Here is a 25,603-nt window from a genome sequence, read left to right on the forward strand (position 1 = left end):
TGGCTGGGAATCGACAGGGCAGGGCATGGCTGCACCGAGACGAGGGCCGGGGGCCGCACATCAGGTCCGGCGCAGGATATCGACTTGATCGGCCACGACCTCGGCGATGAGAGCATCTCTGACTTCGCTGCCGGCGTGGTCCTCGATGACCCGTCGGTAGAGGACGATGTGAGTCGTTCGATTCGCAGTTGCGGGGAACACACGTCCGAAGCTCGGCTCGGTCGAACTCGCCGGCGGGACGGCATCGACGGCGAGCACCACATCGGCGAGCAGACCCGGCTCCCGCTCGCGCAGACGAGCGAATTCCGCGGCCGCGACCTTGGCGAAGCTCTCGGCCCGAGTCAGCCGCGCCGGCACCTGCGCACGGTGCAGCGGTGACCGCAGACCGCGTCCGTGCCGGTCACGATGTCGCCTTGCTCTCATAGCACGTCATTCTACGTGCGAGGCCGCTGCGCCTGAACGAATCGCCGCTCCGCGGCGTGTAGAGTGGTGGACTGTGTCAGCCGTGAGAATGTGTTCAAAAGTCAGCTGCTCGCGTCCCGCCGCAGCCACCATGACGTACGTGCACGCTGATGCGACCGTCGTCATCGGTCCCTTGGGCAGGCGGGCCGAGCCGGGTGCCCATGACCTGTGCGCCGAACATGCGGCGAAACTGACCCCGCCCGTGGACTGGCAGCTCATCCGCATCGATTCCGGGCAGGCACCGCCCGAGCGCAGCCATGACGACCTCCTGGCCATCGCCGATGCGGTGCGGGAGGCAGCCGACCGCGCGGACGCGACCTCACCGGGCCGCGAACGCAGCACAGCGGACGATCCCGCCGCGACCGGCCGCAGACACGGCCATCTGCGGATCATCGGCGACTCATGAGCGAAGCGGGCCCGCAGCCGTCCGCACCCGGTCCGACAGCCTCGCTCGCAGCGGACTCGGAACTCACGCATGCCAGGGTCACGGCTTTGGCAGCCGCCGTCGGTGCCTACGACATCCGCGGACGCATCCCCGATCAGCTCAACGAGGACATCGTCTTCAGCCTCGGATGGGCGACGGCCACGACGATGGCGGAGCTCCACACCGCCTCCGAGATCGTGATCGGCCACGACATGCGGCCGAGCTCGCCCGGGTTCGCCCGAGCCTTCTGCGCCGGGGTCGAGTCCGCCGGATCCACGGCGACCCTCTTGGGCCTGTGCTCGACCGACCAGCTCTATTTCGCTTCGGGCATCTTCGGACTGACGGGAGCGATGATCACAGCCAGCCACAATCCCGCCGACTACAACGGCATCAAGATCTGCGGCCCGCATGCCGCCGGCGTCAGCCTGGAATCCGGGCTGTCGCGGGTGCAGGAGCTCGCCCCCGCAGCACCGGCAGCCGACGGCCGGACCGTCGCCGCCGATGCTCGGACGGCGGCGATCATGCGGAAACGCTATGTCCGCCGGGTGCGTGAACTCACCCGCGTCGACGAAGTCACGGGTCTCAAGGTCGTCCTCGACGCCGGCAACGGCATGGCCGGCCGCCTCCTCGGCGAGGTCTTCGGCACCGACGCCGGAGACGATCGAGTGCCCTTCGAGGTGATCGGACTGTTCACCGAGCTCGACGGCACCTTCCCCAACCACGAGGCGAACCCTCTCAGGCCCGAGAACCTCGTCGACGCCGCGCATGCTGTCGTCGATGCCGGCGCCGACCTCGGGCTGGTCTTCGACGGGGATGCCGACCGCTGCTTCTTCATCGACGAGACGGGAGCGACGATGTCGGCCTCGGCCGTCGGCGCACTCGTCGCCGAACGTGAGATCGCACGGGCCCGGTCCGAGGGGACCGAACGGCCGACCGTCATCCACAATCTCATCACCTCCCGCAGCGTGCCGGAGACGATCATCGCCGCCGGCGGACGTCCGCTGCGTTCGAAGGTCGGACATTCGGGCATCAAGACGCTGATGCGCGAAACCGGTGCGGTCTTCGCCTGCGAGCATTCCGCGCACTTCTACTTCGAGGAGTTCTTCGGCGCGGATTCGGGCATGCTCGCCGCCTGCCACCTCATCGCCGCCCTCGCCGAATCAGCGGCCCCGGCCTCCCGTCTCGTCGCAGACTACGACCGTTTCGTCCAATCCGGGGAGATCAACTTCACCGTGGCCGATCCCGACGCCGTGCTCGCCGAGTTCGCCGCGCAGGCGGGCCAGTTCCCGCCGCACACCGTCGAGGACCTCGACGGCATCGGATTCCTGGGCGAGGACTGGTGGGTCAACCTGCGCAAGTCCAATACCGAACCTCTGGTCAGGCTCAATGTCGAGGCGGCGGACGAGGCGCAGATGAAGGCACTGACCCGCCGAGCAGGCGATTTCGTCACCGCCCGCGGCTGACTGCTCCGCGCGTGACGGGACAAGTCACGGATACGGGCAATAGACTCGAACACGATCCGATTGTCCGCCGTATGGGAGGTACCGTGCTCGATTCCACCGACTTCAAGGTCGCCGATCTGTCGCTCGCCGAGGCGGGACGGCACCAGATCCGCCTGGCCGAACGGGAGATGCCCGGGCTGATGGCCCTGCGGGAGGAGTACTCCTCGTCCGCTCCCTTGGCCGGGGCCCGCATCGCGGGCAGCCTGCACATGACCGTGCAGACCGCGGTGCTCATCGAAACCCTGGTCGCGCTCGGCGCGGAAGTCCGGTGGGCCAGCTGCAACATCTTCTCCACTCAGGACGAGGCCGCCGCCGCGGTCGTCGTCGGCTCCGGCACCCCCGAGGCCCCTGTCGGAGTCCCGGTCTTCGCGTGGAAGGGGGAGACGCTCGAGGAGTACTGGTGGGCAGCCGATAAGATCTTCGACTTCCCCGAGGGCCCGAACCTCATCCTCGACGACGGCGGCGACGCGACCATGTACGTGCTCAAGGGCACCGAATTCGAAGCCGCCGGGGGCGTGCCCGCCGCGGCAGAGGACGACCCGGAGGAGTACAAGGTCCTCCTGACTCGGATCGCTTCGGCGATGGAATCCGCACCTGGCCGCTTCGCCCGCCTCGCCGCCGGTATCAGGGGCGTGAGCGAGGAGACCACGACAGGAGTCAACCGCCTCTATCGTCTGGCCGAACAGGGGGCGCTGCCGTTCCCGGCGATCAACGTCAACGACTCGGTGACGAAGTCGAAGTTCGACAACCGCTACGGCATCCGCCATTCCCTGCCCGATGGCCTCAACCGCGCCACCGATGTGCTCATCGGCGGCAAGATCGCCGTCGTCATCGGCTACGGGGACGTGGGCAAGGGAGCCGCCGAGGCGCTGCGGGGGCAGGGCGCTCGCGTCATCGTCACCGAGATCGATCCGATCTGCGCGCTGCAGGCGACGATGGACGGATACCAGGTCGATCACCTCGCCGAGGTGGCCCCGCAGGCAGATATCATCATCACGACGACCGGCAACACCCGTGTTGTCGACATCGCAGTGCTGCAGACGCTCAAACCCGGCGCGATCGTCGGCAACGTCGGCCACTTCGACGACGAGATCGACCTGGCAGGTCTCTCCCGGCTGCCCGGGGTGGAGAGGATCGAGATCAAACCCCAGGTCCACGAATGGAGCGTTCCGGTGCCGGCCGATGCCGGACTCGGCCGTACGCGCACGGACTTCCTCGTCCTCTCCGAAGGCCGTCTGCTCAACCTCGGAAACGCCACCGGTCACCCGTCATTCGTCATGAGCGCGTCCTTCAGCAACCAGGTGCTGGCACAGATCGAGCTGTGGACTGCGCATGAACGCTATGACGACGCGGTGCACCGACTGGCGAAGGAACTCGACGAGAAGGTTGCGCGTCTCCACCTGCCGGCACTCGGGGCGAAGCTGTCCGAGCTGAGCAAGGAACAGGCCGAGTACATCGGCGTGGACGTGGCCGGGCCCTATAAGCCCGATCATTACCGCTACTGATCCGCCGGGCCGTTCCGGGGCGATGCCGCCGTCTCTCGTCGTCCGGTGCCGTGCGCACGGTCGGCTGTGGCCACTCTGCGCCGGCGCAGCCTCAGCGCCGGCGCAGGCTCAGACCGTGGGGGAGGGCATCGACCCCGGTCCGGAAGGCGGAAGAGCGAGCCGAACGCCGATTGAGCTTCTCGATCTCTGCGGCGCGCTGCCGGTGAATCACCGCAGAGAGGAACTGTTCGGGGAAGGTTCCCTCCGGCGGAGCGGGAGCGACGTAGGGATTGAGTTCGGTGGCGAGCTCGATCGCCCGCTGCCATCGGGATTCGGAGCCGAGCTGCGGAGCCATGGCGAGGAACGCCACGATGCGCCGATGCAGTCCCGCGGGCAGTGGGGACACGTCTGTGCGTGCCAGCCAGTCCTGCAGCTGCGGTGCCACATGTGTGCGGACAGGCGGAGGCGGGGCGCTGCGCTCGCTCACCGCCACGGTTCCAGCCATATAGTCGCCCAGGCGCTTCGCCTGCGGTGAGACGAGACCGGACAAGGCCGCGATCCCGCCTCCGGTGGAGAGGATCTCGAACGGCCAGAGCAGCGCCCGGACGAACGAATGGCGCAGCCGCACCGCACCGCCGTCGTCGCGGACGATGCGCAGACCGAGGGCGAGCTTGCCGAGGGACCGGCCGTGTGTGAGCACCTCGATGAGCATCGGCAGAACCACGAAGACGGCAATCGTCATGACGGTCATCACCGAGCCCAGGAGCAGTCCGTTGAGGTCGGAGGTCTTGAGCAGGAGCCAGAACATGGCGACGAGCAGGCCGATGTTCACCAGCGAGTAGGCGATGTAGTCGATGAGGCAGCTCAGCGCCCGCGCCGCCAACGCGGCGGGGCTGACGCTGAGTTCGACGGCTTCACCGGTCACCAGAGTGCTCACCCGACCATCGTGTCATATCTCGTCGGCCGCCGGGTCAGGGCAGGCGGCCTCCGTTAGGGTTGAGGCATGGATCCGAATCTTCTGGCCGAGCTGCACGGCGACGACTGGCAGGAGCTGTCGGCGTTGGCGAAGAAGAACACCCTGAGCCCGAACCAGACGAGACGGTTCCTCGAGCTCTATCGGGCCGCGTCGAAGGACCTGTCGCGGATCATGACCGTCGCCCCGGACTCACTCGAGGCCGCCCGCCTCTCCGCCATCGTCCACCGGTCGCGCAATCATCTCTCCGCTGTGCCCAGCGGGGGACTGTCGGGGCTGTCACGCTTCTTCGTCATCAGCTTGCCGCTGTCGCTGTACCGGCTGCGGTGGGACTTCGCCATCGTGGCTCTCGCCTTCCTCGCGGTCGCGGTCGTCTCCGGGATCTGGGCGGGGACGCATCCGGAGGTGCTGGAGACGTTCGGGGATCGGGAGTTCCGTCGGCAGTTCGCCGAACACGATTTCGTCGAATACTACAAGGAGAACCCGAACGGGTTCTTCGCAGTCGGGGTGTGGACGAACAACGCCTGGATCGCCGTGCAGTTCGTGCTGCTCGGCATCACCGGCGTCTACGTCGTCGCCGGACTGTTCTCGAATGCCGTCAACGTCGGATTCTCCGGAGCCATGATGTTCGAATTCGACCGTGCCTCCGACTTCTTCCTCTACATCCTGCCGCACGGGATTCCGGAGATCAGCTGCATCATCCTCGCCGCAGCGGCCGGACTCAGGCTCTTCTCCGCCTGGGTCGTGCCCGGACCGAGACCGCGGCGGGACAGACTGGCGTCGGAGGCCCGTTCCCTGCTCCTCGTCGCCGGAGGACTCGTGCTGCTGCTCTTCGGATCAGGTCTGATCGAAGGGTTCGTGACTCCGAACCCGATTCCACCCGTGCTCAAGATCGCCATCGGGGTGCTGTACACCGCGGCCGTCGTCGCCTATGCCCGCTTCTTCGGCAGGCGGGCGGCGCAAGCCGGTCTCAGTGCAGATCTCGAGGAGCATCAGGCAGGCTACTCGGTCATCTCGACTGACCGTTAGAACAGTAGCGGGCTCACAGCCCTCCTGTGACCTTGAGCCGGATGTAGTGGTCGGCGAGGGCACCGGGGAGGTCTTCGGGCGAAGCTTGGATCGAGGCGATTCCGAGCCCGCGCAGACGGGTCTGCAGCGATGCCGCCGTCAGCAGCTCCTCCTCGGCCGCGGCAGCCGTGAAGATCTCCTCGACGTCGCCGCGGGTCTCGGCCAGTTCCCGCAGCGCGGGGTCTTCGACGCCGGCGATGACCACCCGATGGTGGGCGGTGAGGGTGGGCAGGACGGGGAGGATGTCATCTGCGAGCCTGGTCTCATCGAGCGCCGTCATCATGACCACAAGCGCCTGCTGGCGAGTCGTGGCCAGCACGGCGGCGGTGATTGTCTCCCAATCCGCGTCGTAGAGCTCCGGGTGCACCGGTGTCAGCGCCGCCGACAGCTCATGGACGGGATCACGGGCTCTGAGACTCGAAGCCACGGCGCGGACCCGGGCATCGGCGACGATGACGTCGACGCGGTCTCCGGCACCGGTGGCCAGGGCTGTGAGCAGCAGCGAAGCCTCGAGGGCGGCGTCGAAGACCGTGCCCTCGCCGCAGCGGCGAGCGGCCAAGCGTGAGGAATCGACGACGATGACGATTCGGCGGTCCTTCTCCGGCCGCCAGGTCTTGACCACGAGATCGGAGGCGCGGGCACTGGCCCGCCAGTCGATGGAGCGGACATCATCACCGTCGACATAGTCCCGCAGCGAATCGAACTCTGTGCCCATACCGCGGATCATCACGGCGGATCTTCCCTCGAGCTCACGCAGCTTCTGCGTCTTCGACGGCAGTTCGCGGCGGGACGCGAACGGGGGCAGCACCCGAATCGCCGCGGGCACCTCGACGCTCTTCTGCCGGGCGATGAGCCCGAGCACGCTGCGGCTGCGCACGGTCACCAGATCGGCGTCCAGAGCGCCTCGGCGCACCGGCCGCAGCTCGGTGCGCACCTGAGTCTCCTCGCCGGCGGCGAGCACATGGCGTGACCGGGTCTGCACTGCCCCGGCGCTCGGAGCCCAGGCATCACGGACGTCGATGCGCAGGAGGCGAGGGGAACCGTTGATGAGGGTGAGGATGCTGTGGGTGTCGTCGCCGAGCCTGACCTGCGGCCCGGGAGTGCGCTGCAGCCGCAGAGCGTGCACCGGAGGCACGAGGAAGAAGTCGACCACCGCGGCGAGGACGAGCACCGCGATGACGATCAGTGCCGTCGGCCATGCGGGCACCAGCATGATGGGCACGAGCCCGAGGAGCGTGAGCAGGAACAGCCGGGCAGTCATTCAGCGTGGCACTTCAGTTGTGGCGAGGATCGAGTCGAGGACCTGGGCGACGTCGAGTCCGTCCATCTGCGCCTCGGGACGGAGGATGACCCGGTGGCCGAGTGCCATATGCGTCAGAGCCTTGACGTCATCGGGCATGACGTAGTTCCGTCCGCTCAGCCAGGCATGCGCCCGGGCCGCGCCGAGCATCCGTGCGGCTCCGCGCGGCGAGACGCCCAGAGCCAGTGAGGGCGCCTGCCGGGTGGCGCGGGCGAGATCGACGATGTACGTGATGATCTGAGGAGCGATGTAGATGCCTGAGATCGCTTCCCGGGCCTTCGCGATGAGATCGGCATCTGCCGCCGGCCGCAGGCCCGCGGCGGAGAGACGGGCGGCGTCGAAGCCGCGCGCATGGCGATCGAGGATCTCGAATTCGTGGTCCCGGGCGGGCAGGTCGAGCACCAGCTTGAACAGGAAGCGGTCGAGCTGGGCTTCCGGCAGCGGATAGGTGCCTTCGTATTCGACCGGGTTCTGCGTGGCAGCGACCATGAACGGTTCGGGCAGCCTGCGGGAGCGGCCGCCGACGGAGACCTGGTGCTCCTCCATCGCCTCGAGCAGCGCCGACTGCGTCTTCGGCGGGGTGCGGTTGATCTCGTCGGCGATGAGGACGTTCGTGAACACCGGTCCGGGACGGAACGAGAAGTCCGAGGCCGAGGCGTCGTAGACCAGCGAGCCGGTGACATCGCTGGGCATGAGATCGGGGGTGAACTGGACGCGTGAGCTCTCCAGGCTGACCGCGGCGGCGAAGCTGCGCACAAGCAGGGTCTTGGCCACGCCGGGTACGCCTTCGAGGAGCACATGGCCCTGGCACAGCAGCGCGATGAGCATGCCGGTGACTGCCTGGTCCTGCCCGACGACGGCCTTGGCGATCTCGGTGCGCACACCGGTGAATGCCTCTCGCAGCGGGTCCGCGCCCGGTGCTGTGGCCGCGGCCGGGGAGTCGGGGCCGTCTTCGCGGCGCTGCGGGGCGGTGTGTTCCTGAGGCGACTGGGTCATGGGATCTCACTTTCGATCTGGGTGAGCTGATGGACGAGGTCTGTGAGCTCGGCATCCGTGCGCGCGGATGCCGTGACGAAGACATGGTGGAGATCACCGGGATCCCGCCCGGTGGCACCGGCGACGGAAGCGATGATCTCGTCGGTGCGGGCCTCGGAGCCCAGCGACAGGCGCTTTGCGATCCGCAGCAGCGCCGCCGTACGCAGAGTGTGCAGCGCACCGTCCCGGTCGTGGCTGCGGGCGCTCAGCGCAGCCCTGCCCCGGACGGTCTCCACCGCGGGCACGATCACGGGCAGGCGTTCGACGGCCAGCGGCCCGAAGCGCCGTCCGAGCACGAGCATGAGGATGAGGGCGCAGGGGATCAGCCACAGTCCGCCGGCGAGGAACCAGCCGGGCACGAAGTCGATCGTCGACGGCGGCGGCTGTTCGGCGTCGTCGAACTGCGGATAGTAGACGACGAGGTGCGGAGTCTGCGCGAGTTCGGACAGGACGAGTGAGGCGTTGCCTTCCTCGTCGATATGCTCGTTCGTCACCCAGTCGGAGTTGCCGATGACACTCAGCGGTACGGGACCGGCGGCGTCGGTGATCAGCTGTCCGCGTGCGGAGCCGGGGGCCACCTCGGCGCCGTCGATCTCATCGACTCCCGGCCCGGCGAACGGGTAGCAGGCGGTGATGCCCTCGGTGCCCTTGGCGGTTTCGGCGTATTCGACGCCTCCGGTGGTCACCGTGCCGGCCGCCTGCGGTCCAGGCGCAGCGCAGTCCGGTTCCGAGGTGGGGTCCGGGCTGCCCAGCGGACTCGAATTGTCGTTGACGGCGATCCGATCGGTGAATTCCCCGATCGCCGGACCCGGGTCGACGAGGACCAGACGGTTTCCGTGTGTGCGCAGCGTCGATTCGAACCCGTCGACGTCCCCGCTCGACATCGCTTCAGCGTTGGCGGGGATGAGCAGAGTGGTGTCCGGTCGTGCGGCCGCGGCGCGGGCCTGCTCCTGGTCCTCGGTGGTGGTCACCTCGACATCATGGGCACGCAGCGTCTCCACCAGGGCCTTCGTTCCGTTTCGGGCCGTGGAGTCGTAATGCAGCGGATCGTCTGTCGCGGCGTCGGAGGTCATGAGCAGAGTTGCGATGACCGTGAGGAGGAGGACGATGGCCGCCGCGATCCACACTCCTGCCGAACGCAGTCGGGCGCGAAAGGGAACATGGGCGCTCGAGCGGGTGCCACGGGCGGCCACATCCGACTGGGCGCTCATGGCATCGCTCCTTCCCTCTGCCCGACGGGCAGCGAGCTCAGAGTCCGATCCAAGTCGCACAGATCCGCATAGACCGCCGCCAGATCCCGGTCCGGCCGCGCACGCGTGCCGATCTGCTCGCCGTAGAGGAGATCGTTGAAGACCTCGGCGGCATCGTGGACGGCGACAGCATGGGCGGGCAGCGCAGCCTCGGCCTCGTGTGCGATCTCGCTGGCAGTCGCCGAGGTTTCGAGTGAGACGACGCCTCTGCTCGAGAGCACGGCGAAGATCGCCCGGGACTCATCGATGACTGCGGCCCGGAAGTCCCCCGCCCGCGCGGCCCGCGCCGCACTCTCGCGCCACGGCCCCGGCTCCGGCAGAGACACGACCGGGTCGAAGGCCGACAGCGGCAGCCCGGTCCGCCTCAGTCCTGCCCGACGGATGCGCCAGACGACGAGGGCGATGACCGCGGCCAGCGCAAGTGCGACGATGAGCAGCAGCCATGGCGAGTTGGCCCGCAGAGCAGCGTTGACGAGCGAGTCCCACAGGGACGAGATCCAGCGGCCGATCTGCTCCAGCGGTGTGAGGTCGTTCTCCGAGTACTCCGGCTTCGACAGTTCGCGTTCGACCCATTCGCGGCCGGTCCGACGGTCGATGGCCATCGACTCCGGTCCGAGACGTCCGATCGGCTGCGGCGAAATGTGCCCGAGCAGTGAGGCGATCATCCTTCCTCCTCGGCGCGGATGAGGACGAGGTCGAGGCCCTCCGTGCGCATCTGCTGATCGAAGAAGCAGACGGTCACGAGGCAGGAGAAATACGCGAAGAGCACGGCCGAGGAGATGAGCGTCAACGCCAGAAGGAGGGCGGCGGAGACGAGTCCGATGGCGATCTGGGCGGACTCCGAGCTCTCCATCGTGGCCATCCCCACAGCGAGGACGAACGAGATGACGAGGACGAGCGGGGAGATGACGAGCTGGACGAGCTGGTTGGACAGGAAATACCCGAGAGCCAGTTGGCCGAGCAGCCGCCAGAACCCCCGGCCGGTCAGCGCCCAGGACCGTTTGAGTCCGTCGCGAACGCTCAGGTCCTCGACTGCGATCGCAGAACCGAGGAAGGCCAGCCGCAGGTTGAGCCAGAGGAGCGCGAAGAGCCACAGGAGGGCGGCCAGCCCTGCCCAGACGAATGCGAGGACGGGGGAGTCGACCATTGCGAACAGCGCGGTGGGGGCACCGAGGGCGAGCAGGAGGCCGAGGTTGATCGCACACATGAGAGCAGCGGCGAACACGAGCCGCCGTCGCCGGCCGGCCAGCGCGGCCCAGGCCTGCGACAGAGTCGTCTTCCGTGCGCCGAAAGAGGCACGGGTGCCGGTGGCGACGAGACCGGAGAGCAGATGGGCGAGGCCGAGGCTGAGCAGGCTCAGGGCCGCCGACCCCAGTTGGGCGAGCACGAGGAATCCGGAGGTCGCATCGTCATTGCTGCTGAGGTCGCTGAGGAAGGGGAGGAACTGCAGGGCCGCGAGTGTTCCGGCGGCGGTGAGCAGCAGGCTCCAGAGCGTGAAGACGATGAGCGAGGAGCCGATGCTCAGACCGGGGACGAACCGGAGCAGCCGGAACCCCGAGTCGAGGGCCTCGATGAAGGTCAGGGCGCGTTTGGGCAGCAGACCGCGCGGTGGTGGCGGGCGCCAGCCGTATGGCCGCGGAGACGGAGAGCGCATCTGCCACCGACCCGTGTGCCAGTCGACCTCGGAGGTCCACGCGTTCGATCGTCCCATCACCGCACAATCCTGCCATGTTTCACCGACGGGTGCCGAGCAGCGTCCACCTGGTGCTGAGCGCTTCGGCATCTGCCCGATAGGGTAGGAGTGTCGAGAACCGAAGAACTGGCGAACATAAGGGACAATGGGAGCATGAACGCTCGAATCCTCGTAGTTGATGATGACACGGCCTTGGCCGAAATGATCGGAATTGTGCTCAAAAGCGAAGGCTTCGAGCCCTTCTTCTGTGCCACGGGCGATCAGGCCTTCGAGGAGTTCCAGAAGGTCGGTCCGGACCTCGTCCTCCTCGATCTCATGCTCCCGGGCAAGGACGGTCTCGAAGTCTGCCGGGAGATCCGCGAGGTGTCCTCGGTTCCCATCATCATGCTCACGGCGAAGTCCGACACCGTCGACGTCGTCCTCGGTCTCGAATCGGGCGCCGACGACTATGTGCCGAAGCCGTTCAAGCCCAAGGAGCTCGTCGCTCGTGTCCGTGCCCGCCTGCGGATCTCGGAACCCCAGGCGCCCGAACTGCTCACCGTCGGTGATGTCGTCGTCGATGTCGCGGGGCACACCGTGACGAAGGGGGGTTCGCCGGTGTCGCTGACACCCCTCGAATTCGATCTGCTCGTGGCCTTGGCTCGCAAACCCTGGCAGGTGTTCTCCCGCGAGACTCTCCTCGAAGAGGTCTGGGGCTATCGCCATGCCGCCGACACCCGCCTGGTCAACGTGCATGTGCAGCGCCTGCGGTCGAAGATCGAGCGCGACCCCGAGAAGCCCGACATCATCGTCACCGTCCGCGGCGTCGGCTATAAGGCCGGCAGAGCCGCGTGAGTTCCGACTCGGCCGCGGGCGGGACCCTCCGCACCGCGGCCTCGGCGCTGCGAACGTTCTGGAACTTCATCCTCAGATCGTTCAGCCACTCCCTGCAGGTCAGGATCGTCGTGCTCACCATCGTGCTCACCTCGGTGGCCATCTTCGGCGTCGGCACATACATGTCCCAGCAGATCGCCCGCGGGCTCTTCGACACTCGCCTGGACTCCCTGTCCTCGCAGACGCGGTCGATCCTCTCCGAGCTGCGGTCCCTGGCCCCGGTCGACGGCCAGGCGGTGACTCAGGACACCCTGTCCTCGCAGCTGTCATCGATCTACAACCGCTCGGCGGGCTCTGTGTATTCGCTGACCCTGGAGCCGAAGGATCCGAACACCTCGTTCTCGACGATCACCGCCGGCGAGTCGAGCGAGGAAGGGGAAGCGGCCGATGTGCCCGTCAGCGACGAACTCCGCGATGCCATCCGCAAGGCACCGACGGACGACAAGCTCTATCAGTCGGTGAGCCTGCCCGACGGCACCGGTCCCGGACTGCTCATCACGCAGGAGCTGCAGATCCCCGGCGCCGGACAGTTCCAGCTCTACTACCTCGGCGATCTCAGCGAACAGCAGGACACCCTGGACTTCGTCCAGCGATCGATGCTCGTGGCCGCCCTCGTCCTCGTCGTGCTCATCGGTGCAGTCGCCTGGATCGTCACCCGCCTCGTCGTCACTCCTGTGCGCACGGGCGCCGAGGTGGCCAGGCTCATCGCCGACGGCGACCTCGACGAACGCATGCCCGTGCACGGCAACGACGAGATCGCTGTGCTCGGTGAGAGCTTCAACGATATGGCCGACACCCTCCAGCATCAGATCGAGCAGATGGAGAGGCTCTCGGTCCTGCAGCGGCAGTTCGTCTCCGACGTCTCGCACGAACTGCGGACGCCCCTGACCACGATCCGCGCCGCGGCGGACCTCATCTACGACTCCCGCGACGAACTCGACCCGGTCACCGCCCGCAGCGCGGAGCTGCTGAACTCGCAGGCCGAACGCTTCGACAGTCTGCTCTCGGACCTGTTGGAGATCTCCCGCTACGATGCCGGTGCCGCGGCGCTCGTGGCCAAACCCGTCGACATCGGCGCGATCGTCACCGCCGTCGTCGAGACGGTCTCGATGGTCGCCGAACAGATGTCGACGGGCGTCGTCGTCCACGCTCCGTCCTCGCCGGTGATGGCCGAGGTCGACCGGGTGCGCATCACCCGCATCGTGCGCAACCTCGTCGTCAACGCGATCGAGCACGGTGAGGGCAACCCGATCGACATCTACGTCGCCTCCAACGCCGAGGCGGTCGCGGTGAGCGTCCGCGACCACGGCGTGGGCATGAACGAGGAGCAGGTCGAGCACGTCTTCGACCGTTTCTGGCGAGCCGACCCGGCCCGCAAGCGCACTCTCGGCGGCTCCGGACTGGGGCTGGCGATCTCACTCGAGGACGCGCACCTGCACAACGGCTGGCTGCAGGTCTGGGGCAAACCCGGGGAAGGCTCGTGCTTCCGCCTGACCATTCCGCGCCGGCCGGACCAGGAGATCACCTCCTCGCCGCTGCCGCTGCCGCCCCGTGACGCTCAGATCAAGGGCGCGGCCCTCGTCGCTGGTCCCCTGTCCTCCGACGGTTCCGTGCGGATCCAGACCGGTTCGATCCCGATCGTCGTCGAAACCGATCAGCCGGAGCCGTCCCGGACGGGCTTCGCCGAGGCGCCCGAGGGGACCGGGACCCACAGCGAGGCGCCGACGACGGAGACGGTCGGTGAGCAGAAGGAGCTCCCGGCACTCGCCGAGGCGGACGCGACGACCGACGCAGGTGCCGAGGAATCCCCGGTCGACGACAGCGGATCCACCGGAGAGGCGTCCACCGGCGAGGACAGCAGCGAAGGAGGAAGGCCATGAAGAGCACCAGGTCCAGACGATCCCGAATGACGATGCTGCTCCTGTCCATGTGCGCCTCCCTCGCCCTCGTCGGCTGCTCATCGATCCCGACCTCCTCACCCGTCGGGCACATCGAAGACGACTCGGGCGACCCTGCGGCCAGCAACGCTCGGATCCCCGACGGGCCGGAGCCCGGCGACAGCATCTCCGAGATCGTGCGCGGCTTCCTGGCCGCGGGTGCGGGAACCGGCAACAACTTCTCCGTGGCCCGATCCTTCCTCACCGAGGCCGAAGCACAGGAATGGAGCCCGCAGGAGTCAGTGTCGGTGATGCCCAATGACACGGATCTCGACTCGCTGAACTCCGAGGTCACCTCCGACCAGAAGACCCTGACGATGTCGGCCCCGGTCGTCGGCCTCGTCGATTCCTCGGGCGTGTACAGCTCTACGAAGCCCGGAACGCAGTCGACCATGGAGTTCTCGCTGCGGCAGGAGAACGGGGAATGGCGGATCTCCTCCGCTCCCAACGGGCTGCTCATCTCGCAGACCGACTTCCAGACGATCTTCCTCAACTATTCTCTGGAGTTCTTCACTTCGGACTACTCCTATCTCGTACCGGACTCACGTTGGTTCCTGCGGTCGTCCTCGACGCCGACGGCGCTGATGAACGAACTGCTCAGCGGCCCGGCCCCCTATCTCTCATCAGCGGTGATCACGGCGATCCCGGATGGGGCGAAGCTCAGCGATTCGAATGTCGTCACGATCGAGAACGGCGTCGCGCACGTGGCGCTGGGAGCGCAGAGTCCTGCCCCCTCAGAGCGGGAGAAGGGCCTGATCAGGCAGCAGATCGCTGCGACGCTGCAGGTCATCCCCTCGATCTCGAGCATCGAACTGACCATCGGCGGACAGGTGGTCCCCGCGAGTCTGCAGCCGAAGACCGACTCCTCGGTCCAGGTGGACGGACCGCCGGTGGTCCTGGCCGACGGTCATCTCTCGCGTGTCTCCGGCACCACCGTGGCCAAAGTCGAGAACAGCCCGAACCTGGAGAAGGCGAAGGCGAGCGACCCCGCGGTGTCTCTCGACGACTCCCTCTACGTGTATCTGCAGAAGAACGGCAAGGAGCTCATGCGGCTGAAGTCCGATGCCGTCGACGCGACATCGATCCTCAATGGCAAGAAGCTCGTGCGCCCCAGCATCGACAGGTTCAACACCACATGGACCGGTGAATCCGCGAACAAGGGTGAGCTCAAGGCTGTGGGACGCGACGGGAAGGTGTTCACCGTGGCCGCCGATTTCCTCGCCGGTCGCCGGCTCGTCGACGTCGAGGTCTCTCGTGACGGCACCCGGGTGGCCCTGCTCAGCCGCCACAAGGGGGAACCCGATCGGATCGACGTCGTCGGGATTCCGCGGGACAAGGCCGGGAATCCCGGTGACAGCGTGTCCGAGTCACCGATCGCCGTGGGCGCGAACTTCGACGAGGTCAAGGACGTCTCGTGGGCCGGTTCGACCTCTCTCGTGGCCCTGGCGGCGGAACGGGGGGAGAAGGCCCAACCGTTCCGCATCGGAGTCACGGGCCCCTCGGCGCAGCTCGGTGAAGTCTCCGACGGAAGCCGCATCTCCGGTGGGGTGGACGGGCGTTCGATCCTCGTGACCAGCTCCGCCGGTGAACTGTATTCCTACAATTCCAATGCCTGGCAGAAGCTCGTCGATGTCGCCGCCAAGGACCCGTCCTACCCCGGCTGACCGGGGCACGTCCGCCCCGAGCGGCACACGAGAGCCTTCAACGGGCTGTGCGCAGCGGACTTCTGCCGGCCTCGGCGTAGTAGATTTCTCCCATGGGGCTGCTCGGGGAATTCGGCGAACTGCTTCTGCCCAGACGGTGTGCCGGGTGCGGGCGGGAGAACGTCTCCCTGTGCACGCGGTGCCTGCAGCTGCTCGGCGGCATTCCCCGGGCGATGGAGCCGCGCTACGGCCGGATCCCGATCGTCGGAATCTGCGAATACGATTCCCGGATCTCTCGCATGGTCGTCGGCTTCAAGGACGAAGGCCGCAGGGACATCCTCGACCCTCTGGCCCTGGCGCTGGCCCGCGCGGTCGTCGCGGCACTCGACCTCGTCGACTATGCGGGTGGTCGGATCCGGCTCTTCCCGGCTCCCAGCTCCGACCGGGCCAGACGACGACGCGGCGGATCGCATACGGTGCTCCTGGCCCGGCGCGTCGCCGAGCTCGCGCCGGAGCTGCCGCTGGAGGTCCACGATGTGCTGCTTGCGCGACGCTCCCGCGATCAGGTCGGCCTCGGGGCGCATGACCGAGCCGAGAACGTCGCCGGAACGCAGCGCCTCGACCAGCGGGAGCTGGCGAAGATCAGGCCGGTCACGTCTCGACAGGGTGCCTGCGGGCCGCCTGTCGCTTTCGTCGTCGACGACTTCTCCACCACCGGTGCGACCCTGGCAGAAAGCGCACGATTACTAGCATCGGTGCAGATCAGACCCGCTGCCGGAGTAGTTCTCGGTCTCGGGCGCGGGGGCACTCGATTTGTCTCTCCCTTTACTGTATAACGGTGTTTACCCATCCAAGGGCATGGGATCGGATGAATCCGAAGAACGAGTCGCTAAGGACACATCATGGACATTGTTGTCAACGGCCGTCAACTGACCATCTCCGACAGCTTTCGAGCCCACATCGAGGACAAGATCGCCAAGGTCGAGCAGCTCGCCCCCCGGGCTCAGCGCGTCGAGGTGCATGTCACTCATGAGAAGAACTCCCGCCAGCCCGAGACGAGCGAGCGGGTCGAACTCACCGTTGTGGCGAAGGGGCCGGCAATTCGGGCAGAGGCCATGGCAAGCGACAAGTATGCGGCACTCGATCTGGCCTGGGCGAAGCTGGTCGAGAGGCTCAGGCGGGCCCGGGATCGGCACAAGGTTCCGCGCTCCGGACTTCATCGCAAGGAATCGACCGCCGAGGTGCTGGCGAAGATGCCGGTGGCCGAGCCGATGATCCCCGACGCCGACTCCGAGGCCCCGACGGCGCAGAAGACCGAGAACGTCGATCGGACGAACGGTCGGATCAGAGCAGAGGGCGACTCACCGGTGGTGCTGCGTGAGAAGACCTTCGCAGCCGCACCGATCGGCATCGAAGAGGCACTCAACCGGATGGAGCTCGTCGGTCACGACTTCTACCTGTTCATCGACGAGGAGTCGAGCAAGCCGTCCGTCGTCTACCGTCGCAAGGGGTGGAGCTACGGAGTGATCGCACTCGATCACGAGCTCGAGGAAGTCGCCGACTGAGCTCGGCACCGGGTCCGTGCGGACGAGCGGTGTCGTGAACTGCGCGCCGGACACCTGAGGATGACACGATCGCCGAGGCGGGAGCACCGCCTCGGCGATCGTGTTCCCTTTCATGGGCGCGAGGGCCGACGGAACCCCGCGGCCGCGCTCGGTCAGCGGCCGGGTCACTCCGGCCGTCGCTGACACCCTCGACTTCAGCGGCATGGCCTAACGTAGGACCATGCAGAAGATGACACGGGAAGCGGCGCGCAGGACGGCGATCGCGGCGACGGGACTGGACAGGCCGCGTCCGTCGACGGTCACGGCGCGGCATCTGAAATCCGTCTTCGCCACCATGGGCCTGACACAGATCGATTCCGTGGCACGTGTCGTCCGCTCCCACTACCTGCCGTTCTTCTCCCGCCTGGGGCCTTATCCCCGCGCGACGCTCGACCGGCTGCTCTACTCCTCTCCGCGGATGGGCGTCGAATACTGGGCGCACGCGGCGGCGTTCGTCCCTCCCGAGACCTGGAAGCACTTCGCGCGCAGCCGCGCCGAATGGTGGCGCAACGACTACGGGCAGCGGCACCCGGAGACAGGGGAGCGATTCCGGGCCCTGCAGTGCTCCGTCCTCTCGGCTCTGACCACGGCGCCGAGAACGGCACGGGAGGTGGCCGAACTCGTCGACCACGATCTGCCCGAACGCCATCGGGGGCACTGGGGATGGAACCCCAGCCAGGTCAAGCTCGCCCTCGAGTCACTGTTCTCCGCCGGCGTCGTCAGCACCGCTGGACGCAATGACCACTTCGAACGGATCTATGCGCTCACCCGCGACGTCTCGGCGGAACTGCCCGAGGTCCCCCTGTCCTACGGGACCGGCGACCGTCCAGGGCTCGGCCTGGAGCCGAGTGCTTCCCGGCCGCGGGGCGTCTCAGGAGTGGAGAACGACGTCCTCGAACTCACCCGCATCGCCGCGCGGGCGCTGGGCATCGCACGCCCGGAGGATCTCGCCGACTACTTCCGGCAGCTGCGTGCACCGACGGATGCAGCCATCGGCAAACTGCTGTCCACCGGTGAGCTGCGCGAAGTCGACGTCGACGGTGCTGCGGCGCTGCGATGGCATCGGGCACGGACCCCGCGAGAGGTGCATGCGCGCGCCCTGCTGGCCCCCTTCGACCCGTTGGTCTTCTACCGCCCGCGCATCGAATGGCTCTTCGACTTCCACTATCGGATCGAGATCTACACCCCGGCGGCCCAACGCGTGCACGGTTACTATGTCACGCCGTTCCTCCTGGGCGATCGGCTCGTCGGCCGCGTCGATCTGCACCGGGACAGGGCGGCGGACGCTCTGCGCGCCCACCGCGTGAGCTGGGAGGCGGGGGAGGAGCACACCGACGAGCTGCTGCGCGAACTGCAGACGATGGCCGAGTGGCTGGGATTGGGCGCAGTGGACCTCGAGGGCACTCACCTGCCATTAAGCTAGAGACTATACAGTCGTTCGAGTCGTTGTCCGGCAGTCCTGCCGATTAGGAGAAAAGTGGCTAATTTCCTCGAGAAGCTTCTGCGCACCGGAGAAGGCAGAACTCTGAAGAAGCTCCGCCGATACACGGACGCCATCAACCAGCTCTCCGAAGAATTCAGCGCGATGACCGACACCGAGCTGCGTGAGGAAACCGGTCGATTCAAGGAGCGCTATCAGGACGGAGAGAGCCTCGACTCCCTGCTTCCCGAGGCCTTCGCCACCGTGCGCGAGGCGTCGAGCCGAACCCTGGGCCTGCGCCATTTCGACGTTCAGCTCATGGGCGGCGCCGCCCTGCACCTGGGCAACATCGCGGAGATGAAGACCGGTGAGGGAAAGACGCTGGTGGCCACGGCTCCGGCCTACCTCAACGCCCTGACCGGAGAACCGGTTCACATCATCACGGTCAACGACTACCTGGCCACCTACCAGTCCGAGCTGATGGGGCGAGTGTTCCGGTTCCTCGGCATGGAGACCGGCTGCATCCAGGCGAACATGCCCTCGGACCTGCGCCGCAAACAGTACGCCGCGGACATCACCTACGGCACGAACAACGAATTCGGCTTCGACTACCTGCGCGACAACATGGCCTGGTCGGCCGACGAACTCGTGCAGCGCGGGCACGCCTTCGCCATCGTCGACGAGGTCGACTCGATCCTCATCGACGAGGCCCGCACCCCACTCATCATCTCCGGCCCGGCCGAAGGCGATGCGAACCGCTGGTACGGCGAGTTCGCCAAGGTCGTCAAACGGCTCAAGACCGACCGCGACTACGAAGTCGATGAGAAGAAGCGCACCGTCGGCGTGCTCGAACCGGGCATCGAACGCGTCGAGGACTACCTGGGCATCGGCAACCTCTACGATGCGGAGAACACTCCGCTCATCAGCTTCCTCAACAACGCCATCCGCGCCAAGGAGCTGTTCAAGAAGGACAAGGACTATGTCGTTCTCGACGGCGAGGTCCTCATCGTCGACGAACACACCGGCCGAGTGCTCAAGGGCCGCCGCTACAACGAAGGCCTGCATCAGGCCATCGAGGCGAAGGAGGGCGTGAAGGTCCAGGCCGAGAACCAGACTCTGGCCACGATCACCCTGCAGAACTTCTTCCGCCTCTACGAGAAGCTCTCGGGAATGACCGGCACGGCTGAGACCGAGGCCGCCGAGTTCATGTCCACCTACAAGCTCGGCGTGGTGCCGATCCCGACGAACAAGCCGATGCAGCGAGTCGACCAGTCCGACTTCGTCTACAAGAACGAGGTCGCGAAGTTCGCTGCCGTCGTCGACGATATCGTCGAACGCCACGAGACCGGACAGCCCGTCCTCGTCGGAACCACGAGCGTCGAGAAGAGCGAGTACCTCTCGAAGAATCTGGCCAAACGCGGTGTCAGGCACGAAGTCCTCAACGCGAAGAACCACGCGCGTGAGGCGTCGATCGTGGCGATGGCCGGCCGCAAGGGTGCGGTCACCGTGGCCACGAATATGGCCGGTCGCGGCACCGACATCATGCTCGGCGGCAACGCCGAGTTCCTCGCGGTCTCCGAGATGGAGAAGCGCGGACTCGACCCGGCCGAGAACGAAGAGCAGTACGAGGCCGAATGGCCGGACGTGCTCAAAGCGGCCGAGGACAAGGTCAAGGAAGAAGCCGAAGAGGTCGTCGAACTCGGCGGTCTCTACGTCCTCGGCACCGAACGTCACGAGTCCCGGCGCATCGACAACCAGCTGCGCGGGCGCTCCGGCCGTCAGGGCGACCCCGGCGAATCCCGGTTCTACCTGTCGCTGACCGACGACCTCATGCGCCTGTTCGGTTCGGGTGCCGCGGAACGGATCATGGCCACGGCCAACGTGCCTGACGATGTTCCGCTGGAGTCGAAGATGGTCACCCGTGCCATCCTCTCGGCCCAGTCGCAGATCGAGCAGCGCAATGCCGAACAGCGCAAGAACGTCCTCAAGTACGACGATGTCCTCAACCGTCAGCGCACCGTCATCTACGATGAGCGCCGGCGCGTACTCGAAGGCGCCGACCTCGAGGAGCAGGTCGCGAACTTCCGCGAGGAGGTCATCGACGCCTATGTCGCTCAGGCCACGACGGGCCCGGTCGAGGACTGGCAGGTCGACGAACTCTTCGACGCCCTGGGCAAGATCTACGAACCCTCGATCACCTCCGAGGACCTCGCCGAGGAAGTCGGAGGGCTCGGCAACCTGACGAAGAATCGGCTGAATCAGGAGATCCAGTCGGACCTCGATCTCTTCTACGCTCAGCGTGAGGAGGAGCTCGGGGAGGAGGCCACTCGTGAGCTCGAACGGCGCGTCGTGCTCTCCGTCATCGACAAGCGCTGGCGTGAGCATCTCTATGAGATGGACTACCTGAAGAACGGCATCGGGCTGCGCGCGATGGCGCAGCGCGATCCGCTGGTGGAGTACCAGCGGGAGGGCTACGAGATGTTCACCACCATGCAGGACGGAATCAAGGAGGACGTCGTCCGCCTGACGAACACCCTCAAGGTGCAGGTGAGCACGTCCGAGCCTGCCTCCGGTGAGGATTCCGAGGTCGAGATCGACGCGGCCGAGCTGCGTCATACCACACCGAAGATGCAGCTCTCGGCACCGTCGGAGGACGGCTCTTCCGCAGTCTCCGAGTCCGATGAGGACGAGGAGCCGGCCCCGGGCAATCGAGCCCAGCGCCGGGCGAAGAAGAAAGCGAAGAGCTGAACCCGAGGCCTTCGAGCCTCACATCGTCTGCAGCGCCGTCAGCGTCCACCGGGTGGTGAGCAGTTCCAAGCGGACTGCCACCGCCCGGAATCGATTCGGGGTGCGCACGATGACCGTGACCTCGGCGACCGTCGCATTCACCCGGCAGACATGCGCGGTGCCCGGCTGGACCACTCGAGGCGAACTGAGATCGCTCGGCGGACGTGCCGGAGCGACCTCGGCGCGCAGCTGGGCCCGGTGATCGATCTTCGCCAGCAGCTCCGGGTCGACCCAGCGCGCGATCGTGTCGATCCGGCGGACACCGGAGAGGATCTCGAGGCAGGCGACGGCCAGCGAGGTGGCCGTGGCCGCGATGCGTTCGCGGTCAGCGACGGACTCACGGGCATGGTCATGACTCTGCACGCAGCTGTGCGCCCCTCGCCTCGTCGGCGAAGTCAGAGCTGCGGTCTCCCGGCGGGGCACCGGAGCGGGTGCTTGCGGACGGCTGAGAGTGAGCGGGGCGGTCACGGCTGTATCTCCAATCTATGGCCTGCGATGATGAGGCTCGGATCCGGTCCGATCGTCTCTCGGTTCGCCGAATAGATCTCGTCGACGAGGTCGGGAATGTCCTCGGAACCGTCGGCGAATTCGGCCGCGATCGACCATAGGCTCTCTCCGCCCGCGACCTCGTGGATAGCGTGCCGAGGTGCCTGGGGAGACGGCCATGCGGGGTCGCGCATCTGCTTCTCGTCCGCGTTCGCGGAATCTCGCCCCGCGGTTTCGTCGGTCTCGGTCGTGTGTGCCTCGTCCTCGGACGCCTCGGTGGGCGGCGGCTGCACCGTCGGCCAGCCGGGATCGATCGGGGCAGCGGCCATCGCCTCGGCGCCGGGCGGATGCGATATCGGCCCTGCTCGCCCTTCCCGCATCGGCACCGCGTGAGCTGCCTGGACGACGAGGCTCGCCGAGACCACGGTGAGCACGCTGGAAGCCAGAAGTCGGGGCATCGCACGAACGGCGAACACAGCGAGTGCCGTGCGGACACGGCCTGAGGGAAGCATGCGCAGGAGCAGTGCGACGAGGGAGACGAGGCCGAGACGTGCGAAGGCCACGGCGGCCGCCGCGATGACGACGATGACGACGATATCGCTCGTCGTCCGAGGCTGAGGAAGGCGCGTCCATGCGATCACGAGAGATACGAGCAGAACCAGCCATGAGATGGTGCAGACAAGCAGACGATACATCTGGACATCCTCCGTTGGATTTATAAATCTATGATGACGTTGGGTGCAGTTTGCTGTCAATGGCTGCTTTGCAACTACACGGCTGTAGTTCGGTTCCAGCCCGATTCGCCTCTTGAAAGTCGACTACAGCTGGGGCAGGCTTGGCGATTATGGATGACCGCATCGATGCACTCCTGGCAGATGTCGAAGCCGCCGGCACGGCTGCGGAGCTGCATGCCAGAAGGGGCGAGCTCGGCGACGAAGTGGCGGCTCAGGCGGCCGAGCGGACGCTGCTCGAGCGTCTGCGCGGGGCGATCGGGCAGACAGTGCAGGTGGCGCTTCCTGCCGGGGGAGTGGTCGGCACGGCGGAGTTCCTCGGCCGCGGCATCGTCGTCGTCACCGGGACGGAGACCTCGGTCATCGCGATCGGGAGCATCTGCGGGCTGCGGACGGCCTCACGCAGACATCGCATGGAAGTCGGAGGGCTCGAACGGCTGGGTATGGGGTCGGCGCTGCGTCGGCTGTCGGCCGAGCATGCGGAGGTCTCCATCGACGTCCCCGGCAGATCCGGCCCGGTCCGCGGGCGCTGCGAGTTCGTCGGCGCGGACTATGTCGAGATCGCGGGCCGGATCATTCCCTTCGCCGCGATCAGTGCCGTTCACGCCCGAGTCAACCCCTTCGGCTGATTCCGAGATGAGAGTCGAGCAAGGGGTGCCGGGAGGGTCAGTCCTCGATGGACCCCGTCTTGATCTGATACTCGGTGCGCTCGTACATACGCTGGATATAGGCCTCGATCTCGGACTTCTCGACGCGCCACTGGCCGCGGCCTCCGACCTTGATCGCCCGGAGATCGCCGGAGCGGACGAGAGCGCGGGCCTGAGCGATCGAGACATTGAGCAGTTCGGCCACATCGGTCAGTGGCAGGAAGCGGCTTTCGACGACCATGAGGTGACTTCTCCCATTCCAGATGTCTGTCTGCTTGTTGATCGAGTTTGCCAAAAACATTGCTTTGGCATCATTTGATGCCCAATACTATCACTGAGAACCACTCTCTGTCATGGAAAATTCTGCCGATCTGGAGATGCAATGGAGCTCTCGAAACGAATCCGACGTCCCAAGTGGACCGATGCCCGGCTGCTGGTGGGAGCGATGCTCGTCGTGCTCGCCGTGGTCGCGACCTATCTGCTCATCACCACCGCGAATTCCACGACTCGGGTCTGGGCGAGCGCGCGGGCGCTCGTGCCCGGCGAAGTCCTCGAACCAGCCGATCTCACCGTGGCAGAGGTCAACCTCGCTGACCTCGGCAGCAAGTACCTCTCGGCCGAGGCCGATCTGCCCGAGGGGTCGAGCGTGCGCAGCGTCGTCGCTGCAGGGGAGCTGCTGGCCGCCTCGACCGTGGCGCCGCTGTCCGAGCGCGAGGGGCGGGTCGTGGCCATCGACATCGCAGGATCCGTGCCGAGCGTCGTCGATTCCGGCAGCCTCGTCGATGTGTGGGCCCAGCCCGAGCAGAACGGGCTCGACGATCTCGGCGCCGAGCCGCAGCAGATCGTCGACTCCGCACCGGTCGCCCACATCACACGTGATGTCGGCAGCTTCGGCGTCGGCGACGGTGCCCGCGTCGAGGTCTTCGTCGGCACCGGAGATCTGGCGGAGGTGCTCGCGGCGCTCGACGGGCGCAGCATGCTCTCCGTCGTGGGCGCGCCCTCGGTGACCTCCGCCGGCGGCGAGCAGTGATGACCCAGGTCCTCCTCGCCGTCGACTTCGAATTCGACCTGATCCTCTTCGAGCTGCTCAGCGACATCGATGACGTGACCATCGTCGCCCGCCCGGCCGACGAAGTGGAGCTGCTCGCCCACTGTCGCACAGGCAGTGCGGATGTCGTCATCGTCGGCCGCTACTTCCCGGGCCTCGACTCCGAAGTCGTCGCAGCGATCTCGGCCACCGGTGCGAAGGTGCTCGGCTTCGGCGATGACGGGGAGGAGCTGTCGGCTCTGGGCATCGCGGCCTCTGTCCGCACCGATGCCGATGCGTCCACGCTGTCCACTGCGCTCGAAGACGTGCGCGATTCCACGGTCGTCCCGCCCCGGCCTGCGGCACCGCCGGGCCCGATCGGCAGGCAGGGGACCATCATCACCGTGTGGGGCACGGGGTCCTCTCCGGGACGGACCCTCACAGCGGTCAACCTCGCCGACCAGGCTTCCCGGCAGGGGCATCGCAGCGTCATCGTCGATGCGGACACCGTCGCGGGCATGGTTGCGGCGACCCTCGGACTGACGGAGGAGTCCTCGCATCTGGCCAGCCTGTGCCGTGCGATCGTCGAGAGGACCTCGCACCTCGACCGGCATTCGGTGCCTCACGCCGTCGTCAGGGACGACTTCCACGTCGTCACCGGACTGACCAGGCCCGAACGATGGCCGGAGATCCGTGCCTCCGTGCTCGAATCCGCACTCCACCGTCTGGCGAAGCTCTACGATCTCGTCATCGTCGACGTCAGCGACCGCATCGACCCCGACGACGACCTCGCCGACCCCTTCTATGATCGCCACTGCGCGACGAGAGCCGCGCTCGAGGCAGCCGACCTCGTCCTCGTCCTCGCAGCCGGCGAGCCGATCGGACTGCAGCGGCTGGTGAAGCTTCTGGGCACCCCGCGAGCCGAATCGCTGCGAGAGAAGATGAAGCTGGTGATCACGAAGGTGCGCTCCGGTGCGGTCGGCCAGCCGGCAGAAGTGCGGATCAGAGAGGTCCTCGATCGCTTCGTCCGCATCGTCCCCGACTTCATGCTCAGCGATGATCGGGCCACCGCCGATGCGGCGATGCTCGCGGGCCGGACCCTGCACGAACAGAACCCCCGGTCCGCACTCGGCCAGGACATCGCCGGAATGATCGAGGATCTGGTGCCGAGCCGAAAACGCGCCCGCCCGAACCGTGGAGGGCGGGGGAGAGGGAACGCGCGAGCGTCGAGACGGCGAGCCCGTCAGGTCTAGGATG

General features: G+C 66.9%; 24 protein-coding genes. 14 read left to right on the top strand and 10 right to left on the bottom strand.

The window, feature by feature from the left end:
* Positions 1 to 60 precede the first annotated feature (60 nt).
* Positions 61 to 423 (bottom strand): metallopeptidase family protein, encoded by a 363-nt coding sequence (locus tag IHE57_RS06960; RefSeq protein WP_209325303.1) that lies wholly within the window; start codon positions 421 to 423, stop codon positions 61 to 63.
* Positions 424 to 511: 88 nt separating this feature from the next.
* Between IHE57_RS06960 and IHE57_RS06965 the strand changes: the two genes are divergently transcribed.
* The 3 genes from IHE57_RS06965 to ahcY all read left to right on the top strand — a co-directional run bounded on the left by IHE57_RS06965 (position 512) and on the right by ahcY (position 3,893).
* Positions 512 to 868 (top strand): DUF3499 domain-containing protein, encoded by a 357-nt coding sequence (locus IHE57_RS06965; protein WP_209325480.1) that lies wholly within the window; start codon positions 512 to 514, stop codon positions 866 to 868.
* On the top strand, positions 865 to 2,349 hold the full coding sequence (locus tag IHE57_RS06970; protein WP_209371987.1) for a phosphohexomutase domain-containing protein: 1,485 nt from the start codon (positions 865 to 867) through the stop codon (positions 2,347 to 2,349). The genes IHE57_RS06965 and IHE57_RS06970 overlap by 4 nt, the downstream gene beginning before the upstream one ends.
* Before the next feature lie 71 nt (positions 2,350 to 2,420).
* Positions 2,421 to 3,893, top strand: coding sequence for an adenosylhomocysteinase (ahcY, locus tag IHE57_RS06975; protein WP_209371989.1), 1,473 nt, complete (start codon positions 2,421 to 2,423; stop codon positions 3,891 to 3,893).
* A gap of 91 nt (positions 3,894 to 3,984) precedes the next feature.
* Here ahcY and IHE57_RS06980 read toward each other — a convergent pair whose 3' ends face one another.
* A complete protein-coding gene (locus IHE57_RS06980) occupies positions 3,985 to 4,809 on the bottom strand; it encodes an RDD family protein (protein ID WP_366933881.1) in 825 nt (274 codons plus the stop codon).
* 66 nt (positions 4,810 to 4,875) lie between these two features.
* Here IHE57_RS06980 and IHE57_RS06985 point away from each other — a divergent pair, with 66 nt between their 5' ends.
* Positions 4,876 to 5,874 carry a stage II sporulation protein M gene (locus IHE57_RS06985; RefSeq protein ID WP_209371991.1) on the top strand — a complete coding sequence of 333 codons (999 nt, stop codon included), beginning with the start codon at positions 4,876 to 4,878 and terminating at the stop codon, positions 5,872 to 5,874.
* Positions 5,875 to 5,887: 13 nt separating this feature from the next.
* Here the strand turns inward: IHE57_RS06985 and IHE57_RS06990 are convergent, their stop codons facing one another.
* Genes IHE57_RS06990 through IHE57_RS07010 form a run of 5 tightly spaced genes read right to left on the bottom strand, consistent with a single transcriptional unit; the run spans position 5,888 to position 11,209 of the window.
* Positions 5,888 to 7,174 carry a DUF58 domain-containing protein gene (locus IHE57_RS06990; protein WP_209371993.1) on the bottom strand — a complete coding sequence of 429 codons (1,287 nt, stop codon included), beginning with the start codon at positions 7,172 to 7,174 and terminating at the stop codon, positions 5,888 to 5,890.
* The gene (locus IHE57_RS06995) at positions 7,175 to 8,209 is read right to left on the bottom strand and encodes an AAA family ATPase (RefSeq protein ID WP_209371995.1); all 1,035 of its coding nucleotides are present in this window, start codon (positions 8,207 to 8,209) and stop codon (positions 7,175 to 7,177) included.
* Positions 8,206 to 9,459: a DUF4350 domain-containing protein gene (locus IHE57_RS07000; protein ID WP_209371997.1), complete on the bottom strand. Its 1,254-nt coding sequence runs from the start codon at positions 9,457 to 9,459 to the stop codon at positions 8,206 to 8,208. Before IHE57_RS07000 ends, IHE57_RS06995 begins: the two co-directional genes overlap by 4 nt.
* On the bottom strand, positions 9,456 to 10,163 hold the full coding sequence (locus IHE57_RS07005; protein ID WP_253720015.1) for a DUF4129 domain-containing protein: 708 nt from the start codon (positions 10,161 to 10,163) through the stop codon (positions 9,456 to 9,458). Before IHE57_RS07005 ends, IHE57_RS07000 begins: the two co-directional genes overlap by 4 nt.
* On the bottom strand, positions 10,160 to 11,209 hold the full coding sequence (locus tag IHE57_RS07010) for a DUF7847 domain-containing protein (RefSeq protein ID WP_209371999.1): 1,050 nt from the start codon (positions 11,207 to 11,209) through the stop codon (positions 10,160 to 10,162). The genes IHE57_RS07005 and IHE57_RS07010 overlap by 4 nt, the downstream gene beginning before the upstream one ends.
* Positions 11,210 to 11,344: 135 nt before the next feature.
* Here IHE57_RS07010 and mtrA point away from each other — a divergent pair, with 135 nt between their 5' ends.
* The 7 genes from mtrA (at position 11,345) to secA (ending at position 21,416) form a co-directional block, all read left to right on the top strand.
* A complete protein-coding gene (gene mtrA / locus IHE57_RS07015; RefSeq protein WP_181275618.1) occupies positions 11,345 to 12,025 on the top strand; it encodes an MtrAB system response regulator MtrA in 681 nt (226 codons plus the stop codon).
* Positions 12,022 to 13,944: an MtrAB system histidine kinase MtrB gene (gene mtrB, locus IHE57_RS07020; RefSeq protein WP_209372001.1), complete on the top strand. Its 1,923-nt coding sequence runs from the start codon at positions 12,022 to 12,024 to the stop codon at positions 13,942 to 13,944. The genes mtrA and mtrB overlap by 4 nt, the downstream gene beginning before the upstream one ends.
* Positions 13,941 to 15,665, top strand: coding sequence for an LpqB family beta-propeller domain-containing protein (locus IHE57_RS07025; RefSeq protein WP_209372003.1), 1,725 nt, complete (start codon positions 13,941 to 13,943; stop codon positions 15,663 to 15,665). Before mtrB ends, IHE57_RS07025 begins: the two co-directional genes overlap by 4 nt.
* A gap of 92 nt (positions 15,666 to 15,757) precedes the next feature.
* Complete coding sequence (locus IHE57_RS07030; RefSeq protein WP_209325293.1) at positions 15,758 to 16,480, top strand: ComF family protein; 723 nt, start codon at positions 15,758 to 15,760, stop codon at positions 16,478 to 16,480.
* A 66-nt stretch (positions 16,481 to 16,546) separates the two neighbouring features.
* Positions 16,547 to 17,209: a ribosome hibernation-promoting factor, HPF/YfiA family gene (gene hpf / locus IHE57_RS07035; protein WP_209325292.1), complete on the top strand. Its 663-nt coding sequence runs from the start codon at positions 16,547 to 16,549 to the stop codon at positions 17,207 to 17,209.
* Between the two features lie 220 nt (positions 17,210 to 17,429).
* The gene (locus IHE57_RS07040; protein WP_253720017.1) at positions 17,430 to 18,671 is read left to right on the top strand and encodes a winged helix-turn-helix domain-containing protein; all 1,242 of its coding nucleotides are present in this window, start codon (positions 17,430 to 17,432) and stop codon (positions 18,669 to 18,671) included.
* 54 nt (positions 18,672 to 18,725) lie between these two features.
* Complete coding sequence (secA, locus tag IHE57_RS07045) at positions 18,726 to 21,416, top strand: preprotein translocase subunit SecA (RefSeq protein WP_209372005.1); 2,691 nt, start codon at positions 18,726 to 18,728, stop codon at positions 21,414 to 21,416.
* 18 nt (positions 21,417 to 21,434) lie between these two features.
* On the opposite strand, the gene IHE57_RS07050 is transcribed toward secA, so the two are convergent.
* Positions 21,435 to 21,818 carry an Rv3235 family protein gene (locus tag IHE57_RS07050; RefSeq protein ID WP_209372008.1) on the bottom strand — a complete coding sequence of 128 codons (384 nt, stop codon included), beginning with the start codon at positions 21,816 to 21,818 and terminating at the stop codon, positions 21,435 to 21,437.
* Positions 21,819 to 21,919: 101 nt separating this feature from the next.
* Positions 21,920 to 22,636, bottom strand: a complete 717-nt coding sequence (locus IHE57_RS07055; protein ID WP_209372010.1) for a LysM peptidoglycan-binding domain-containing protein — start codon at positions 22,634 to 22,636, stop codon at positions 21,920 to 21,922.
* Positions 22,637 to 22,785: 149 nt separating this feature from the next.
* Here IHE57_RS07055 and IHE57_RS07060 point away from each other — a divergent pair, with 149 nt between their 5' ends.
* Entirely contained in the window at positions 22,786 to 23,301 is a 516-nt protein-coding gene (locus IHE57_RS07060; RefSeq protein ID WP_209372012.1) for a hypothetical protein, read from the top strand.
* A 37-nt stretch (positions 23,302 to 23,338) separates the two neighbouring features.
* On the opposite strand, the gene IHE57_RS07065 is transcribed toward IHE57_RS07060, so the two are convergent.
* A complete protein-coding gene (locus IHE57_RS07065; protein WP_181275627.1) occupies positions 23,339 to 23,560 on the bottom strand; it encodes a helix-turn-helix domain-containing protein in 222 nt (73 codons plus the stop codon).
* Positions 23,561 to 23,701: 141 nt separating this feature from the next.
* On the opposite strand from IHE57_RS07065, the gene IHE57_RS07070 reads away from it, so the two are divergent.
* Both IHE57_RS07070 and IHE57_RS07075 read left to right on the top strand, forming a co-directional pair.
* Complete coding sequence (locus IHE57_RS07070; protein ID WP_209372014.1) at positions 23,702 to 24,349, top strand: SAF domain-containing protein; 648 nt, start codon at positions 23,702 to 23,704, stop codon at positions 24,347 to 24,349.
* Positions 24,349 to 25,599 (top strand): CpaE/TadZ family protein, encoded by a 1,251-nt coding sequence (locus IHE57_RS07075; protein WP_209372016.1) that lies wholly within the window; start codon positions 24,349 to 24,351, stop codon positions 25,597 to 25,599. The genes IHE57_RS07070 and IHE57_RS07075 overlap by 1 nt, the downstream gene beginning before the upstream one ends.
* The last annotated feature ends 4 nt before the right edge of the window (positions 25,600 to 25,603 follow it).

Origin of the sequence: Brevibacterium renqingii, assembly GCF_017808105.1 — a bacterium.
Lineage (GTDB): Bacteria > Actinomycetota > Actinomycetes > Actinomycetales > Brevibacteriaceae > Brevibacterium > Brevibacterium renqingii.

Bases quoted from the DNA above. Each gene is read 5' to 3' on its own strand.
- IHE57_RS06960 (WP_209325303.1), bottom strand. From the start codon at position 423: ATGAGAGCAAGGCGACATCGTGACCGGCACGGACGCGGTCTGCGGTCA.
- IHE57_RS06965 (WP_209325480.1), top strand. From the start codon at position 512: ATGTGTTCAAAAGTCAGCTGCTCGCGTCCCGCCGCAGCCACCATGACG.
- IHE57_RS06970 (WP_209371987.1), top strand. From the start codon at position 865: ATGAGCGAAGCGGGCCCGCAGCCGTCCGCACCCGGTCCGACAGCCTCG.
- ahcY (WP_209371989.1), top strand. From the start codon at position 2,421: ATGGGAGGTACCGTGCTCGATTCCACCGACTTCAAGGTCGCCGATCTG.
- IHE57_RS06985 (WP_209371991.1), top strand. From the start codon at position 4,876: ATGGATCCGAATCTTCTGGCCGAGCTGCACGGCGACGACTGGCAGGAG.
- IHE57_RS06990 (WP_209371993.1), bottom strand. From the start codon at position 7,174: ATGACTGCCCGGCTGTTCCTGCTCACGCTCCTCGGGCTCGTGCCCATC.
- IHE57_RS06995 (WP_209371995.1), bottom strand. From the start codon at position 8,209: ATGACCCAGTCGCCTCAGGAACACACCGCCCCGCAGCGCCGCGAAGAC.
- IHE57_RS07000 (WP_209371997.1), bottom strand. From the start codon at position 9,459: ATGAGCGCCCAGTCGGATGTGGCCGCCCGTGGCACCCGCTCGAGCGCC.
- IHE57_RS07005 (WP_253720015.1), bottom strand. From the start codon at position 10,163: ATGATCGCCTCACTGCTCGGGCACATTTCGCCGCAGCCGATCGGACGT.
- IHE57_RS07010 (WP_209371999.1), bottom strand. From the start codon at position 11,209: ATGGGACGATCGAACGCGTGGACCTCCGAGGTCGACTGGCACACGGGT.
- mtrA (WP_181275618.1), top strand. From the start codon at position 11,345: ATGAACGCTCGAATCCTCGTAGTTGATGATGACACGGCCTTGGCCGAA.
- IHE57_RS07025 (WP_209372003.1), top strand. From the start codon at position 13,941: ATGAAGAGCACCAGGTCCAGACGATCCCGAATGACGATGCTGCTCCTG.
- IHE57_RS07030 (WP_209325293.1), top strand. From the start codon at position 15,758: ATGGGGCTGCTCGGGGAATTCGGCGAACTGCTTCTGCCCAGACGGTGT.
- hpf (WP_209325292.1), top strand. From the start codon at position 16,547: ATGGACATTGTTGTCAACGGCCGTCAACTGACCATCTCCGACAGCTTT.
- IHE57_RS07040 (WP_253720017.1), top strand. From the start codon at position 17,430: ATGCAGAAGATGACACGGGAAGCGGCGCGCAGGACGGCGATCGCGGCG.
- IHE57_RS07055 (WP_209372010.1), bottom strand. From the start codon at position 22,636: ATGTATCGTCTGCTTGTCTGCACCATCTCATGGCTGGTTCTGCTCGTA.
- IHE57_RS07060 (WP_209372012.1), top strand. From the start codon at position 22,786: ATGGATGACCGCATCGATGCACTCCTGGCAGATGTCGAAGCCGCCGGC.
- IHE57_RS07065 (WP_181275627.1), bottom strand. From the start codon at position 23,560: ATGGTCGTCGAAAGCCGCTTCCTGCCACTGACCGATGTGGCCGAACTG.
- IHE57_RS07070 (WP_209372014.1), top strand. From the start codon at position 23,702: ATGGAGCTCTCGAAACGAATCCGACGTCCCAAGTGGACCGATGCCCGG.
- IHE57_RS07075 (WP_209372016.1), top strand. From the start codon at position 24,349: ATGACCCAGGTCCTCCTCGCCGTCGACTTCGAATTCGACCTGATCCTC.